Origin of the sequence: Candidatus Magnetaquiglobus chichijimensis, from assembly GCF_045865675.1 — a bacterium.
Classification (GTDB): Bacteria; Pseudomonadota; Magnetococcia; order Magnetococcales; family Magnetaquicoccaceae; genus Magnetaquiglobus; species Magnetaquiglobus chichijimensis.
The window spans coordinates 467,560-484,641 of sequence record NZ_BAAFGK010000002.1 but is presented as its reverse complement, the minus strand read 5'-3'; the positions used below and the strand labels follow the sequence as shown (position 1 = coordinate 484,641).

The window sequence follows — 17,082 nt, the reverse complement described above, 5'->3', positions numbered from 1 at the left end:
CTTTAAGGATTCACACCCGTGTCAATTGCCGCCCAGGATCAACGGCAGACCATCCTTGCCGGCACCCACGACCACCACCTTGGCGTTGTTGGACTCAGCCAACTTCTCGGTGGCCTGGATTCCCAACCACTTGAGAATCTCGGGATCCTTGAGGGATTCCCCCACCTTTTTCTGATACTCGTAGATACCCTGAGCCTCGTGACGTTTGCGTTCCACCTCCTTCAACTCCTTGTCGAGGCGGTAGACATAGGCCTGCATCTGCTGCTCGTGGACCAGCTTCTCCTCGATGGCGCGCTGGATCGGATCCGGCAGCGTGACCGAACGGATGATCACGTCGTCGATGATCACGAACTTCTGACTGGCCGGCTCCAGGGCCTCGCCGATGATCTCCTGCAACATCCCCTTGCGGGTGGTGTAGATCGCCTCCGGAGAGTACCCACCGATGGCGCGCCGCAAGGCGGCCTCCACCTCCGGGATCACCACCGAATCGATGTAGCCCGGTCCCACCCGCTGATGCAGGTAGCCGAGCATGCTCTGTTCCGGCTTGAAACGGATCGACATTTTCAAGGTGACCGGCAATCCCACCGCGGTGAGCACCGTGAAATCGCGCACCAGGGCCTGCAACCGCAGGTCATAGGGGGTGAGTTTGTCCCACGGCCAGATCACGTACAATCCTTCGGTGAAAACGTTGTCCACCACGGTTCCGCCAAAGAACCGCTTGTACATCACCCCGCCCTCGCCCGCCTGGATGGTGATCACCATGCGTGGCCACAAGAAAATCAAGATGATAATGAATATTAAAGAATAAACTGCCAGCGTCATGCCAGCATTGCGCACCCCATCGCGGACACTGCCCCAATAGGCGGACAATTTGGTCATCATCCGAGTCGTCTCACATGAAAAGACCTCTTGCCCCGCCAAAACAGGGCGGAACAAGAGGTCGGTCAAGTCAACAAAGGCGCCGCTTCGCGGAAGGTCTAAAGGCTTGCCATAAAACGAGAAATCAGCAAAAATCCGCATCAGTCAACGAACGTTTGATCATTCCCAGGGCCGTACCAACCCACCAGAAGCGCCTCCAGAATCAGGCCGCGCTCTGCTCGGAGCGCATCTCTTCGGCCACCTTCTTGCCGGCCTCGAACTCCTCGCGGAAATAAGCACGGGTTTTGGCCGGATCAAAATTAAAGAAGTTTCCACCCGATTCGAAGTGTTGGATAAACACCCGACCGACGGCATAGGTGGAGGCAGCGCCGAAGATGGCCATGCTGGTCATGCCGAGCCAACTGCCGACACCGGGGAAAGCCTTGAGCATGGTGGCCACGCCCATGCCACCGGCCACCGGCAGAGTGCCGCCCAGAAGCGACATGAGCAGTTTCTTGCCGATATCCTCGGTGAACTTGAGATCGTAGAGTTTGGCCAGTTTGTAGAGCAGGCGCGTCTGGATGCCGATCAGGATGCCGACATCAACGGTCGGAACCGGGACGAGTCCGGTGCCCAGCGAAGCGAACATGTAATTTTTGGTCATGTTCTGGGCCTCTTTCAGGCGGGCTTCGATCTCCGCGTCGGTTTTGGCGACCGGTTCGGGGACAGCTTCGGTCTCGACAACGGTTTCGGTTTCGGTGACGGTTTCGGTTTCGCTCATTTGAATAGACTCCTTTGAGTGGCTGGACGGGGCTACATCCGGTCGTTCCGGATCCTGGCCGGCTTCTGGATTGTTGGGACTGGATGGAATGGGACCGGCATGCCCATCGGCAACCGGAACAGGCATGACAGGACTCGACGCCACCGGCTGCGCCTCGGATTCATGCCCCCGCTCCCCAGGCAAAGATGGGGGCGCCGAGGCGGTTGAATCGGAATGTTGCGTGTCGGGGTGATGATCTGAATCAGGGGCGATCTCCTCCGAGGTGGAGACTTCCGCCTGGGCCGCCAGAAAATTGGCATACCTGCGACCTCTTTTTAACACCATTATATTTAACCTCAACAAAATATAAAGATTAAAATAACAAACCGCTTTTTAATCATAGCTTAGTATCAGCCGATCGAACGAAAATGTCAAAGAAAAACTCAAAATCGTCAAAAAAATTTGCCTCTCTCCACATGTTGGCTATACTCGTGCGGAATAGGTTTTCCACCAACCGGCACGATGGGGAGAGATCCCCCTGACCCCCCGACCGCGGACTTCCCTGAAGGAAGTTCCACGGGAACCAGAAATCAGACGCAAGACGGTTCTTTCCCATCATGAAAAAAGAAGAGATCCTCAAGATCCTTGCCCTCACCCCCATGCAGGAAGGGATGCTTTTCCACGCCCTGCACGACCAGGACTCCAACCCCTATTTCGAGCAGTGTCGCTTCCGGTTGCGAGGCGATCTCGATCCAGCCCGGTTCGAGGCCGCCTGGAACCAAGTTCTGGCCCGCCACGACATCCTGCGCGCCCGCTTCGTCCACAAAAGCGTCGCCCAACCGCGTCAGGTGATTCTCAAGACGCAAAAACTGGAGTTTCTGCTCGAGGATCTGACCTCGTTCTCCCCCGAAGCGCGGGAAAAAACCATTCGCGACCACATGGAAGCCGACTGGCGACGCGGCTTCGATCTCACCCGTGACGGTCTGATGCGCATGGCCCTCTTCCGTCTGGACGCGGACGGCTTCGAGGTGCTGCACAGCTTTCATCACATCATCCTCGACGGCTGGAGCGTCGGCATCCTCCACGAGGAGGCCCTGGCCCTCTATGCCGGACTGCTCACCGGCCAACCGCCACGCCTGCCGGCGCCGGTCTCCTTCGCCCGCTATCTCGAATGGCTGGAACGGGTCGATCAGGCCGCCTCGGCCCGGTTCTGGAAGATGCGGCTCACCGGCTACACGGGTCGCGTCGCCCTGCCCGACTGTCACCCCGCGCCCGAGGCCCCCTTCGATCCCGAGGAGCGCCACTACGCCCTGCCCGCCGAACGGTTCACACGCCTCAAACAGTTGGCCGCCCGCTGTCGGGTGACCCTGAACACCGTGATCCAGACCGCCTGGGGGACGCTGCTGGCCCTGCATAACCATACCAGAGACGTGGTTTTCATCGCAACGGTTTCGGGACGTCCGCCGGAGATCCCCAACGTGGAGCGGATGGTGGGGCTGTTCATCAACGCCGTGCCGGTCCGGGTACGCGGAGCCGCCACCCTGCCTTTCAAGAATCTGCTGCGGCAGGTGGGCGACGATGGGCTGGCCAGCCAGGAGCACCACCACCACTCCCTGGCCGAGATTCAGGCCGCCACCCCCCTGCGCGACGCCCCCCTCGACCACATCCTGGTCTTCGAGAACTACGCCGCCGCCGAACTGTCCCACTTCGCCCTCGACGATGGCCGGGGTGGACAACTCGTGGTGGAGGGGTACAAGCAGAGCGACCACTCCAACTATCCGCTCACCGTGCAGTTCGTCCCCGGCGAAAGCCTGGGGATCACCATGATCCTCAACCGTGCCGCCATCGCCCCGGAGCGGGTGGACCGTCTGGTGGCGGAGCTGTGGGCGATCCTGGAGCAGGTGAGCGCGGATGAGACCATCCCCTTTGGCGCCATCGCCCTGCCGGGCGTGCCCACCCTGGATGCCGCCCCCGCCGCATCCCCCGAAACCCTCGCGCCGCCAGCCGATCCCCACGCCATCACCCTGGCGATCGCCGCCACCTTCACCGCCGAGCCGCTCGCCCCGCACATCCGCTGGTGGGGTCGGGCCTTCGGCCTGCCCATCGAGCCCCGCTTCGCCGGTTACAACCAGGTGTTCCAGGAGCTGCTCGACCCCCGTTCTCTGCTCTCCACCCATGCCGGACCCGCGCTGCTTCTGGTCCGTTTCGAGGACTGGATCCGCGATCTGACCGGCAGCGGCATCGACGCCTGTCGCGCCCATCTCGACAGCTATTTCGACCGTTTGCTCGGCGCGTTGAATGGACGCGTCAATCCGGCTCCGCTTTGGATCGGACTGTTGCCACGCGCATCCGCCATCCCGGAGATGCCCGAAGCGCTCCCCCTGATCGCCGGGCTGCACGACCGTCTGCGCGCCTGGCTCGCCGCCCATCCCACCCTGAAACCGCTCCCTCTCGACGAAACCCTGGCCGCCCGGGAGGCCATCGCCGAAATCTTCGATCCAAGCCAGGAGCGGATCGGACACATCCCCTTCACGGACGAACATCTGGCCGCCATGGGCGCGGCCATCGCCCGGCGGGTGCATGCCCTCAAGGCCTCCCCCTTCAAGGTGATCGCGCTCGACTGCGACAACACCTTGTGGCAGGGGATCTGCGGCGAGGGCGGCAGCGCCGGGGTGGTGGTCACCCCTGGGCACGCCGCCTTGCAGCGTTTCATGCTCGAACGGTTGAACGAAGGGTTCCTGCTCGTCTTGAACAGCAAAAACAACCCGGAAGATGTCTGGGAGGTGTTCGCCAACTACCCAGAGATGGTGTTGAAGCGCGAACACATCGTGACCGAACGCATCAACTGGCGTCCCAAGTCCGAAAACCTGCGCGCCATGGCCAGGGAGCTGAATCTGGGGAGCGACAGTTTCCTGTTCCTGGATGACTCCGGGGTGGAGTGCGCGGAGATGATGCGCAACGCCCCGGAGGTGTTGACCCTGCGTCTGCCGGAGGATCCCGACGACCTGCCGCTGTTCCTGAGCCTGATCTGGGCCTTCGACCGCCACCAGGTGACCGCCGAGGATCAGAAACGGGCGGCCATGTACATGGAGGAGGTGAAGCGCCGCCAGCATCAGGAGCAGACCGGCTCGCTGGAGGATTTCCTCAAGACCCTGGAGATCAAGGTCTATCTGGAGCCGATCCGCCCGGAACATCTGGCGCGGGTGTCGCAACTGACCCAGCGCACCAATCAGTTCAACCTGAGCACCATCCGCCGGAGCGAAACCGAGATCGCCGCCCTGCTGGAGCAGCCGGCATGGTCCGGATGGTGCGTGCATGTGACCGATCGGTTCGGGGATTACGGTCTGGTGGGGGTGGTGCTGGCCGAACGGCAGGCGGGGTGCCTGCATCTTGACACGTTCCTGTTGAGCTGCCGGGTGCTCGGTCGCGGGGTGGAACGGGCGATTCTTTCCGCGCTGCGCCATCACGGCCTGGAACAGGGGCTCAACACCCTGGAGGCGACGTTCCGTCCGAGCGCCAAGAACGCGCCGGTACGCGAGTTCCTGTCCACCGACTCCCTGTTGCACCCTCTCCGGGAGAGCCCCGAGGAGGTTGTCTTCGGCGCGCCGCTGGCGAATCTGCCGGAAACCCCGACCCATGCCACCCTGTTTCTCGCCGCCCCGCCGACCCAGGCGCCCGCCGCCCCGAAACCGGCCTCCGCGCCAACCGGCCAGCCGGCCCCCGCGTCCGTGGCGCGCCCCGCCACCCGCGCCACCGGACGGCCAGTCCGGACGCTCGACTGGGATCCCGGCGCCACCCCCGAGAACCGGTTGAAACACCAGGCCCACTACCTGCCCTTGATCCATGCGACCGGCGAGAAGAAACAGGCCCTGCCGGTGGACGAACCGATCCGGCGCGAACGGCTCACCGCCCCCTTCGCCCCGCCGCGCGGCGCCGAGGAGCGGGCGATGGCCAAACTCTGGGAAGAGATCCTGGGAACCGGAGATCCCGGACGCCACGACTCCTTCTTCGAACTGGGAGGACACAGCCTCAAGGCGGTACGCCTGGTGGCGCGCATCCAGAAGCAGTTCAATGTCGCGGTGAGCCTCACCGAAATCTTCGCCCACCCGACCATCGCCACGCTCACCGCCCTGATCCGTCGCCGCGCGACAACCGACCTCGACCCGATCCCGCTCTTGCCCGAACAGCCCGATTATCCGGTCTCCCCGGCGCAGTTGCGGCTGTGGATCCTCCAGCAGATGGAGAGCGCGGCCATTGCCTACAACACCACCTCGTGGTTCGATTTCCGGGGCCACCTGGATGGGGAGATCCTGGCCGACGCGCTGGATGCGGTGGCCAGGCGCCACGAAACCCTGCGCACCACCTTTGTCCAGGATTCCGAGGGTGGAGAGCCGTTCGTCCTGCCCAGGCAGAAGATCCACCCCGAACCCCTGACCCGACTGATGCGGGTCGATCTTTCCGACCGCCCGGATCCCGAGGCTGCGGCCCGCGCCCTGGCCCTGGAGGAGGCGCGCACCCCGTTCGATCTGGCGACCGGTCCGCTCTACCGGATCGGATTGTTGCGGCTCGCCCCGGAGCGACATCTGCTGCTTCTGAACATGCACCACATCATCAGCGACGGCTGGTCGCTGGAGATCCTGCAAAACGAGACCATCACCCTGTATTCGGCACGGATGGCCGGACAATCCGCCGCCCTGCCCCCCTTGCCGATCCACTACAAGGAGTTCGCCGCCCACCAGAACGCCCGGCTCGCCGGCTCCGAGGCCGAAGCCGCCCGCCGTTACTGGCTGGAAAAAATCGACACAACCGAACCGCCGCTCCATCTGCCCACCGATTTCCCCCGTCCGCCGGTGCAGACCTTCCAGGGACGCATCCACATCCACGACTTCGCCCCGGAACAACGCGAACGACTCCTGCAACTCGGCGCCACCCATCAGGCAACCCTGTTCATGGTGCTCACCGCCCTGGTCAAGGGGCTCATCTGGCGCCACGCCGGCGTCCGAGACCCGCGTGCGGTGATCGTCGGCACCCCGGTGGCCGGTCGCGACCGCCCGGAACTGGAAGAGCAGATCGGCCTCTATCTCAACACCCTGGCCCTGCACGACACCATCGATCCGGCGGAAGGGTTTTCGACCCTGCTGGGCAAGGTGCGAACCAGCGTCACCGAAGCCTTCACCCACCAGTTCTACCCCTTCGACCGGCTGATCGAGGAACTGAACCCGGAACGGGACATGAGCCGCTCGCCGCTTTTCGACATCATGGTGGTGATGCAGGATGCGATGCCCGAACGACCGCAACCCGACGGGTTGACCATCTCGGCCTATGAGGTCGATGCCCAGATCAGCCGCTTCGATCTGGTGTTCGATCTCTTCGAGCGGGACGACGCCCTGCGCCTGGCGGTGACCTACAACACCGATCTGTTCCGCCCAGGACGCATCGAACGGCTGGTGGGACAGTTGAACGAAATGATCCGCCAGGTCGCGGCCCACCCGGAGATGCCCATCGGGCGCGTGCCGATCCTGCCCGAGGCGGAACGCAAGCTGCTCGATTCGTTCAACCAGCGCACTACCCCCTGCCCGCGCACCACCCTGGTCGCGCTGTTCGCCGCCCAGGTGGCCGCCACCCCAGAGGCGATCGCCATCGTGGAGGAGTGTGGCGTCTGCATCGATTATCGCATGCTGGATGCCTGGAGCGACCGGATCGCCGCCCATCTTCTGGCCGAGGGGCTGGCCAGCGAAGAGATCGTCCCGCTGCTGGTCGATCGCTGCGCCGCCTTTTACGCCGGCCTGCTGGGGATCATGAAGGCCGGAGGGGCGGTCCTGCCGATCGATGTGGCCACCCCTGGGGCCCGACTCGACTTCATGCTCCAGGACTGTGGCGCGCGGCGTCTGCTGGTCGAACGATCGTTCGAAAATCCGCCTCTGCCCCTGCTCGCGGTCGAGTCGTCGAGAAACGGAGAACCGGTTGCCGTGGCCCGTCCACCACGCGCCCCGAACAACCTGGCCTATGTGATCTACACCTCGGGTTCCACCGGCCAACCCAAGGGGGTTCTGGTGGAACACGGCGGCTTCGTCAACATGACCCTGGCGCAGATTCGCGCCTTCGAGGTGGTGGCCGGGGATCGGGTGGCGCAGTTCGCCTCCCCCTCCTTTGACGCCAGCCTCTCCGAGATCTTCATGGCCCTGTTATCCGGCGCCGCCCTGGTGCCGGTGTGCCTGGCCACCATCCACGACCCGGCGCGGTTGCTGAACCACTTCCAGACCACCGGCGTGAATGTGGCCACCCTGCCGCCGGTTTATCTGCATTCGCTGTGCGCCGGAGGGGATCCACCCGCGATCCTGGCTCTCAAAACCCTGATCACCGCCGGAGAACCGCCCATCCTGGAAGACGCCCTGCGACTGGCGGGACGGATGAACTATTTCAATGCCTATGGACCCACCGAGACCTCGGTGTGCGCCAGCATGCAGCGCGTGTTCCCGGATCCGGCGCGCTATCCGCACGGGCAGATCCCGATCGGCCCGCCGTTGGAGAACCTGACGATCCATCTGGTGGATGGCTCCGGCGAGTTGGCGCCGGTCGGGGTGCCGGGGGAGATCCGGGTGGCCGGAATCGGGGTGGCGCGGGGGTATCTGAACCGCCCGGAACTGACCGCCGAACGATTCGGCATTCAAGACGGCCAAACCGTCGAAAAAAACTATGCCACCGGCGATCTCGGACGCTGGCTGGAGGATGGCTCCCTGGAACTGCTCGGCAGGGGCGACGACCAGGTGAAGATCCGCGGCAACCGGGTCGAGCCGGGAGAGGTGGTGCATCAGTTGCTGCAACACCCGCTGGTCGAAGAGGCCGCCGTACTGGTGGAGCGGAATGGAGACGGCAACGCCGAACTGGTGGCCTTCGTGACCCCGGCGACGCTCGCCGCCGAGAGTCCGCGCGCCTGGCTGGAGCCGCGCCTGCCCGCCTACATGATCCCGAACCGCTGGGTCACCCTGGAAAAACTCCCCCTGTCGATCAACGGCAAGGTGGATCGGCAGGCGTTGCGTCGCCTGGCGCGGGAGGCGTGCCGGGAGTCCGGCGTCATCACCCCGCCCGCGACGCCGCTGGAACGGCGCATCGCCGGCGTGTGGCAGAGAATTCTCGGACGGGAGCTCATCGGCATCACAGAGGATTTTTTCACCTTGGGTGGCGATTCGATCAAGGCCATTCAGGTGGTGGCGGCCCTGCGCGATCTTGGCGTCGAGACCAAGGATCTGTTCCTCTATCCCAGCATCGCCGCACTGGCCCGCGCCATCGGAACGCGCGCGCCCACGCCGACGACAGACCCGGCCAGCGAAAGACCGGTCACGGGCGTTCTCCCCCTGACCGCGATCCAGGCGTGGTTCTTTCAGGACTATCCGATCGATCACCACCACTTCAACCACGGGGAGTATCTCTTTTTCGACACCCCCCTGGACGAACGGGCGCTTCTGGCCTCGCTGACCGCCGTGCAGCGCCATCACGACATGCTGCGCGCCTGCTTCCGGGTCGATGACAACAGGATTGTCCAAACGATTCAGGATGTCGATCTCCCGGTCGATTTCGAACGGATCGACCTGCGCGGAATGGATGGGGTCGATGCACGGGTGGATCAATTGACAAAGTCGCTGCAAAGTGGCATTAATTTGTCGAGCGGGCCGCTGTTCAAGACGCGCCTGTTCCGGCTGGATGGGGAGGAGCGTCTGCTTTTCGTCATCCACCATCTGATTATTGACGCCGTTTCCTGGCGATTCCTGCTCGACGACATCCTGCGCGGCTACGAGCAGGTGGTGGCCGGCCAGGCGATCGTGTTGCCGCCCAAGGGCGGATCGTTCCAAAGGTGGGCGTTCGGGATTGACGAATACAGCCGAAGCGCGGCGCTGTTGGCCGAATTGAACCATTGGCGGGCGGTGGACGAACTCCCCACCCCACCGATTCCGGGCTTCATCGAACCGGATCCGACGTATGGGGTGGAAATCGTGGACGAAAACATCACCCTGACGGTCGATCAGACCGAGGCGTTGCTGGCGGTGACCCGACGTGCCGGGGCGGAGTTTCGAATGATCGATGTGCTTCTTGCATCTTTGGCGCACTCTTTGCGTGAATTAACACAAACCACGCGGACCCCCATCATGCTCGAAAGCCATGGCCGGGAACCGCTGGTCGCGGGTCTGGATATCAGCCGCACCGTGGGATGGTTCACCAGCGTCTTTCCGTTCGTCCCAAGCTGCGAGGCCGGGACATCGCCCTTGGATCTGTGTCGGAACCAACGCGAGGCGTTGGCGAAAATCCCGCATCAGGGCATCGGTTACGGGATTCTGCGCTACCTGACCCCTGGCGTGACCCTTTCCCAAAAACCCCGGATCAGCTTCAACTTCCTGGGGGAGTACCGCCTGGATGGCGGCGCGCTGACCGAAAAGGTACGCGGCGATCTGGCGCCCCATCGCGCCAGCGATCGGGCCTCGGCCCTGTATGACCTGATGTTCAATGCCATCGTGGAGGGCGGTCAATTGCAGATTTTCGTGGCCCATGACATCCGCGCCTTCCCGCCCGCGACCATTCGGGCCCTGCTCGACCCGATGCGATCCTTTTTGCTCAACCTTGTCCAATCAACCCATGCCGGGCTTGCCCCTCTTTCATAAATAATCATAAGGTGTCGTGACGATGAAAAAGATATGGCTCAATGAAAAATTCAGTGCCCTGGCCGCGATTGGTTTGGGTCTGACCAGCGCGGCATGCGGCGGGGGGGGCGGCGGCGGCAGCGACGGCAGCAACACCTCCCTGGCGCTCAATCCCGCCTTCACGACCGGCACCTTCACCGACGCCCCGGTCGATGGCCTGATTTACAAGACCTATACGGTCAACAGCCAGGGCACCTACATCGAAACCAACGCCTCCACCACAAAGAAAACCAGCAATGGTGGACAATTCCAATACAATGCCGCCTCCGACACCCGCATCCGCTTCTTCGTGGACAATCTGAGCCTTGGTGAAAGCGCCATCGGCACCCAGATCACCCCCCTGGATCTCGCGGCGGATTCCACCACCGCGCTGGCGAACGTGCAGGATCCGGACAGCACGGATCGCGTCATCAAGATCCTGCGCCTTCTGCAAACCCTGGATAGCGACAAGGATCCTTCCAACGGCATCACCCTGACCGCCGGGGCGCTGACCAACATCGGCTCCATCGACACCCTGAACGTCGATACCGCCCTGACCACGCCGGTCAGCGTGGCCAATGCCACCAAGCACTTCATGACCGAACTCAAGAAGCTCGACGCCAGCGGCAAGCCGATCAGACAGACCCAATTCACCCGCCTGGCCCAAAGACTGAACCTCACCGTCGATGGCAAGACCGGCACGCAGATGTGGAGCGATCTGTGGCCCCAAAGCCGTATCAACGCCCTGGATGCGGCCATCAAGGCCAAACTCAAAACCATGACCGAAAGCAGCGATGGCTCCACCCACGGCACCCTGCCGGGCGTGGTGATCAAGGTCACCCTGCCGAACGACACCACCCAAACGGGCACGGTCTATGCCAGCGGCTACGCCGACATGGGGGCGAGCACGTCGTCGATCTCCACCAACGACACCAAGATGACCGACACCCATCACTTCCGTCTCGGCAGCATCACCAAGACCCTGACCGGCTTGACGGTCATGGATCTGGTGGCCGAATATGGCTACAACACCGCCACCAAAAACATCACCACCGCCACCCTGGGCGACCTGTTGGGCGCGCTCACGGTCGATACCACGGCCAAAACCCTGGGCGCCTACAACGCCGCCACCTTCAAGGCCGCCGTGGATCCCAACAACAAGCTCTCCGACGCCAAACTGGCCCTCTTCAAGGAGATCACCGTCTACCAGCTGCTGACCCACCTGAGCGGTCTCAAGCAGACCTCTTCCCAACAGATGGAAGACAAGCTGGGCTATTATGACTACAACAACGTCTGGGCCCTGCAAGGCTATCTCGACAGCGAACTGACCACCAAGGGAACCCCGTTCACCGCTCAGGATCTGATCAACATCAGCTACGACCTGGGCGTCGAGGAACCGGGCAAGGGGTGGCACTACTCCAACGCCAACTACGTCCTGCTGGGCATGGTCATCGAAAAGCTCTCACCCGCCGGAACCAAATGGCAGGATGCGGTCAAGGCCAAGTTCGGCCCCGCGGGCACGACGCAAGCCCTGGCAAATCTGGATAACTTCGATGGCACGACCATTCCTCCCAACCTGCCGGGCGGAAACACCGTCGGCGCCACGGGCTACATCGACTGGTACAGCAACTTCGCCGGCGCCTGCAAAACCGTGGACGCCAAGTGCGCACAGAACACCAGATACCCGGTCAAGATCCATCCCAGCTTCTACGGCGCGGCGGGCGGCATGACCGGCACGGTCCATGATCTCTTCACCTGGGCCAAATATCTGGGCAGCAAATACGAAGATCCGACCCATCCGATCGGCATGGTGACCCAGACCTACTTCAAGGTGATCCCGAACGTGTTGCAGATGGGACCGGCGGTCTTCAAGAACCTGGACCGCAAACTGGTGGGCCATCCGGGTCAGGTGCAGGGGTATGACTGCTATGTAGGCTATCGCTACAACGTCAAGGAACCGATCGCCGCGTGCGCCAACACCACCATCAACGACGGCGGCAAGATCCAGGCCCTGCTGCTCAACTCGGTGATGGATATGATCGACGGCAAAACCGCGCTATAACTTGACATAATGGGGGGGGAGACCCCCCTCACCCCCCAACCTTGGACCTCCCGGATGGGCGTTCCAAGGCAACTTGACATGATGGGGGGGAGGGGATCCCCCCTCACCCCCGACCTTGGACCTCCCGGACGTGAGTTCCAAGGTAATCTTAAAAAAAAGGGAAGTGTGCGTCCATCCTCACCGGACAACTTCCGATAATCCTGTTCCCTTGCCACATCCCAACCGTATCGTCCCTCCCCCGGCAAATCCTTGCCGGGGGATTTTTTTGTTGACAGAAGGCGGACGTACAATCATTCTTCCGCGAGGATTCCGCCTTATATCCTTCCAGCAGCGAGCGCACGCCATGTCATACAACGTCCTGGGCATCTCCGCCCACTATCACAACGCTGCGGTCTGCCTGTTGCGGGATGGAAAGCTTGTCGCCGCCGCCGAGGAGGAGCGCTTCTCGCGCATCAAGCACGACCCCTCGATGCCCAAGGGAGCCACCCGCTTCTGCCTGCGCCAGGCCGGCCTCACCATGGCCGACATCGATTGCGTGGCCTACTACGAACTGCCGGAAAAGAAACTCGGACGTCAGCTCTGGATGGGTCTGCCCGGCTGCGATCGCCGCTCCGACGAGTTGGCCCGCATGGATCCGAAACGGGCCGAACGGGAGATCCGCACCATTCTGGGCTTCGACGGTCCCATCGAATGGGTCGAGCACCATCTGGCCCACGCCGCCAGCGCCTTCCACTTCTCCGGCTTCGAGGAGGCGGCGGTCCTCACCGTGGATGGGGTCGGCGAGTGGGCCACCACCAGCTATGGCCACGGCGCGGGCCAATCCCTGACCCTGTTCGAACAGGTGGAGTTCCCCAACTCGATCGGCCTTTTGTACAGCACCCTCACCAGCTATCTCGGCTTCAAGGTCAATGGCGGCGAATACAAGGTGATGGGACTGGCCCCCTACGGCAAGCCGGTGCATGTGGATGCCATCCGCGCGATGATCCTGCCGGGCGAGGGCGGCCAGTATCGTCTGGATATGTCCTATTTCGATTTCCTGAAATCCGACCGCATGTATTCGGACAAACTGATCGAAACCCTCGGCGCCCCGCCGCGCGCGCCGGAATCGGACATGGGCCCGTTCCACATGGATATCGCCCACAGCCTCCAGGTGGTGTTGAACGAACTCATGATCGCCAAGGCGACCTGGCTGCACGAACGGGTTCCATCGGAAAACCTCTGCATGGCCGGAGGGGTCGCCTTGAACTGTGTCGCCAACGGTCAGGTGTTGACCCGGGGGCCGTTCAAGAACCTCTTCGTGCAACCGGCCTCCAACGACGCCGGCGGCGCCCTGGGCGCGGCGGCCATCGCCCACGTCCGGCGCTGCGAGGATCCTTTGCCCCGTGCCCGGCTGCGCGATGTCTTTCTCGGCCCCTCCTATTCCAACGACGAAATCGCCCGCATGCTCGCCACCACCCCGTTGGAATACGAGGATTTCCGTGGCCGCTCCGAGGAACTGTTCGACCGGGTGGCCGAGGCGATGGACAACGGCAAGGTGATCGGCTGGTTCCAGGGGCGCATGGAGTTCGGGCCCCGCGCCCTGGGTGGCCGTTCCATCCTGGCCGATCCGCGCAGCCCGCTGATGCGCGACCACATCAACGCCCTGGTGAAAAAACGCGAGGCGTTCCGTCCCTTCGCGCCGTCGGTGCTCGAGGAGCGAATGGGGGATCACTTCCAGTTGCAATCCACCTCGCCGTTCATGTTGCAAACCTGCCCGGTCCACTCCACCCTCGACCTTCCGGCCATCACCCATGTGGACAACTCCGCGCGGGTCCAGACCGTCCATGCCGAGGAGAATCCACGCTACCATGCGTTGTTGAGCGCCTTCCACCGGCGCACCGGTTGCCCCCTGGTCTTGAACACCTCGTTCAACATGCGCAGCGAACCGATCGTCTGTTCGCCGAAGAACGCCCTCTCCTGTTTCGTGCGCGCCGGGATCGACCTGTTGGTGCTGGAGGATTTTCTCATCGACAAGAACACCATTCCATCTTACTGGAAACAGGCGCTCGAGATCGTCGAAGGGAATCAGTCCGCCTCGGCCATCACCCATCGGGTCTATACGTTCTTTTAACCGTTGTCCTCACGCTCGCGGAGAGGTTGGGGGCATGCCCCCAACCTCACGGACCCCCTTCCATTCCACTGCAATCTGGCCACCATGACCACACCGCCGCCCGACTCCGCCAAACTCCTGGCCAATCAACTCGCCACCCGACTCATGCAGGTGGCGGATCTGCCCCGTCTGCTCGACACCATGCGTCAGCTCGGTTTTTTCAACGGACGCCTGGATCTGCCCGCCGAACAGGCCAGCCCCCCACCCGAACCGACGGTCAAGGATGACAGCCAGCCCATCGGCATCTGGGAACCGGTCGTGGTGGATGGCAAACGTCACTACCGGCGCGGCGAAGTCGATCCGTTCACCGCTTCGCGCTGGGCGACGACCGAAACCATTCCGGCCAAGAGCGACAAAAAGCGGATCGTCTATCTGGGGGAGTCGGTGGCGCGCGGATTCTTCTTCGAACCGCACTTCACCCCGGCCCTCGCCCTGGAGGCGATGCTGGCCGGCGAGGAGAGCGCAACCGGCCACGAAGTGATCGATCTGGCCTGCAACGGCCTGTTCATGCCGGCTCTTCTCAAGCTCGCCCACGATGCGCTGGCCCTGGAACCGGATCTCTTCATCGTCTTCGCGGGCAACAACCTGCTCGAACCCAACGCCCTGTGGCAGGAGATGGGCCCCAACATGGCCCATGCGCTGCGCCGTGGCGAAGGGGTGGCCGGGATCAACCGGGTGATCGAGACCTGGCTGGGGCAACGGGTGCGGGGAACGCTCGACCAGTTGGTGAAGCTGACCGAATCCCAAGGGGTGCCGGTGCTGTTGGTGATTCCGGAGTTCAATCTGGTGGATTTCGGCTCGGATGCGGTGGCCGGCGCGCCGCTGATGCGCACCCCGGAGGCCCATACCCTGTGGCAACAGGTGTGGGACGAGGCACAAACGCGCCTGCAACAGCAGGATTGGGTCGCGGGCGAGACGATCGCCGCGCGGCTGCGGGAGCTTGATGACGGCACCACGGCGCATGCCTGGAATCTCACCGCCCGCTGTCAGATGGCGCGCGGGGATGTTCACGGCGCGCGCGCCAGTCTGGAGCAGGCCCGCGACGCCATGCTCTGGAGCTGGCCGCTTCTGACCCCGCGCCGTCCGCATGCGGTGCGGGAGGCCATGCTGGCCGAACGGGAGCGGATCGCCCCCCAGGTGACGTTGATCGATCTGGCGGAACGGTTGACCGTCTGGCGGGATGGGGCGCTGCCGGATCGGGAGATCTTTTTCGATTACTGCCACCTGAGCTTCGAGGGGATCTCCATGGTGGCCGCAGAGATGGCGCGGGAGGTGCGGAAGATCCTGGATGGGGTCGATGCCGACTGGACAACCCTGATGGCGCGCTCGCCGCGTCCAGATGCGGCCATCATCAGTCGCGCCCATCTGTTCGCCGCCCTGCACAACGCCTCGTGGGGTCAGTCACGGGAGATCGTGCGTCATCACGCCGAAAAGGCCGCCCAAAGCCCCGAAATGTTAAAACTGGCCACCCTCATGGGGGATCTGGCCTGTCGCTGTCTGCCGGGCGCGTTGTGCGACATCTTCCCGGACGTGTTGGCCCTCGACGATCCTCTGGCGGTGTTCCGCATGGCCGACATGGGCGAACGGCGCCACGATCTGGTGATCGAGGCGTTGAGCCTGGCCTTCACGAAACACGATCCCCAGCTGGCCGGACAACTCCAGGAGCGGTTGATCGCCAACCACGGCATGGGTGCCGGGCCGGTGGATCTGCTCGAACCCTACCGGCACATCAACAACTGGTGCCAACCGGGTGGGGAGTGGCATAAATCATCCAGTTTCTTCACCAGCCATACCGAAGAGAGCGAATTCGTGCTCTATCTGGGCGCGGTCTCCGCTCCGCTCCAGCTCACCCTCACCTGCCGCATGGCCGAGGGGATCGCCATGGGTGCCACCGTGGAGATCACCCTCAACGGCACCCATGTGGCCCACACCCCGGTGCTCTCCGCCTGGACCACCCGGCACATCGCGCTTCCGGTCGAACACCTGCGTCCCGGCAAGAACCTCATCACCGTGATCTGGCCGTTCCCGCCCGCCGTGCCCACCAACTGGAACCAGCTCGCCGACCGCCTCGAATCGGGTTTGCGCCCCTCGCTGTTTCAACCCTGGGGGGAGATCCATACGCTGGAGGTGGAATGAATGGACAAACTTTCTGAGGTTGTCTAGAATCGGACCTGCGTTCACCTTCCATGATCGTGTTCCAGAACCCGCCCATGCCAGACGCCGAACGCTCCATCACGCTCCCATCCGACAGGGCCAGTCAGGTCCGCGCCGGAGCAGGTGCGTGAAGAGATGCGGCAATACCTGCTGACATGGATGTCGTCATTGCCGACGCAGCCAAGGCCGATCTCCGGCAAAATTGCGCTTTCATCCGGCAAGACAACCCGGTCCGCGCCCTGACCTTCAACGATGACCTGTTGGCAGAACAGAAACGCAACGAATTGTCCGAACGCCAGATCAAGACCCATCTGGCGGTAGAACCCATTCAACCCAAATCCCTTGAACCCTCCCTGACCACGGATGGGTCCAATCTTCTGCTTGGATGGCGGACAGCTCTGACAATACTGGTGTGTAATCGATAAAC

At 63.0% G+C, this 17,082-nt stretch carries 7 protein-coding genes; 4 read left to right on the top strand and 3 right to left on the bottom strand.

Annotated elements, in window-relative coordinates:
- Positions 1–21: 21 nt before the first annotated feature.
- Together ACOY6C_RS03955 and ACOY6C_RS03950 are read right to left on the bottom strand one after the other, a co-directional pair.
- Positions 22–762, bottom strand: a complete 741-nt coding sequence (locus ACOY6C_RS03955) for a prohibitin family protein (RefSeq protein ID WP_420904176.1) — start codon at positions 760–762, stop codon at positions 22–24.
- Positions 763–1,081: 319 nt separating this feature from the next.
- The gene (locus tag ACOY6C_RS03950) at positions 1,082–1,639 is read right to left on the bottom strand and encodes a YcjF family protein (RefSeq protein WP_420904175.1); all 558 of its coding nucleotides are present in this window, start codon (positions 1,637–1,639) and stop codon (positions 1,082–1,084) included.
- A gap of 596 nt (positions 1,640–2,235) precedes the next feature.
- On the opposite strand from ACOY6C_RS03950, the gene ACOY6C_RS03945 reads away from it, so the two are divergent.
- The 4 genes from ACOY6C_RS03945 to ACOY6C_RS03930 all read left to right on the top strand — a co-directional run bounded on the left by ACOY6C_RS03945 (position 2,236) and on the right by ACOY6C_RS03930 (position 16,637).
- Entirely contained in the window at positions 2,236–10,272 is an 8,037-nt protein-coding gene (locus ACOY6C_RS03945) for an amino acid adenylation domain-containing protein (RefSeq protein ID WP_420904174.1), read from the top strand.
- 22 nt (positions 10,273–10,294) lie between these two features.
- On the top strand, positions 10,295–12,352 hold the full coding sequence (locus ACOY6C_RS03940; RefSeq protein ID WP_420904173.1) for a serine hydrolase domain-containing protein: 2,058 nt from the start codon (positions 10,295–10,297) through the stop codon (positions 12,350–12,352).
- Positions 12,353–12,695: 343 nt separating this feature from the next.
- The gene (locus tag ACOY6C_RS03935; RefSeq protein WP_420904172.1) at positions 12,696–14,462 is read left to right on the top strand and encodes a carbamoyltransferase family protein; all 1,767 of its coding nucleotides are present in this window, start codon (positions 12,696–12,698) and stop codon (positions 14,460–14,462) included.
- Between the two features lie 84 nt (positions 14,463–14,546).
- Complete coding sequence (locus ACOY6C_RS03930) at positions 14,547–16,637, top strand: hypothetical protein (protein ID WP_420904171.1); 2,091 nt, start codon at positions 14,547–14,549, stop codon at positions 16,635–16,637.
- Positions 16,638–16,678: 41 nt separating this feature from the next.
- Here ACOY6C_RS03930 and ACOY6C_RS03925 read toward each other — a convergent pair whose 3' ends face one another.
- The gene (locus ACOY6C_RS03925; RefSeq protein ID WP_420904170.1) at positions 16,679–16,987 is read right to left on the bottom strand and encodes a hypothetical protein; all 309 of its coding nucleotides are present in this window, start codon (positions 16,985–16,987) and stop codon (positions 16,679–16,681) included.
- Positions 16,988–17,082 lie beyond the last annotated feature (95 nt).

What these genes read in the sequence shown, in the direction of transcription:
- ACOY6C_RS03955 (WP_420904176.1), bottom strand. Translation starts at nt 762, where the DNA reads ATGGTGATCACCATCCAGGCGGGCGAGGGCGGGGTGATGTACAAGCGG.
- ACOY6C_RS03950 (WP_420904175.1), bottom strand. Translation starts at nt 1,639, where the DNA reads ATGAGCGAAACCGAAACCGTCACCGAAACCGAAACCGTTGTCGAGACC.
- ACOY6C_RS03945 (WP_420904174.1), top strand. Translation starts at nt 2,236, where the DNA reads ATGAAAAAAGAAGAGATCCTCAAGATCCTTGCCCTCACCCCCATGCAG.
- ACOY6C_RS03940 (WP_420904173.1), top strand. Translation starts at nt 10,295, where the DNA reads ATGAAAAAGATATGGCTCAATGAAAAATTCAGTGCCCTGGCCGCGATT.
- ACOY6C_RS03935 (WP_420904172.1), top strand. Translation starts at nt 12,696, where the DNA reads ATGTCATACAACGTCCTGGGCATCTCCGCCCACTATCACAACGCTGCG.
- ACOY6C_RS03930 (WP_420904171.1), top strand. Translation starts at nt 14,547, where the DNA reads ATGACCACACCGCCGCCCGACTCCGCCAAACTCCTGGCCAATCAACTC.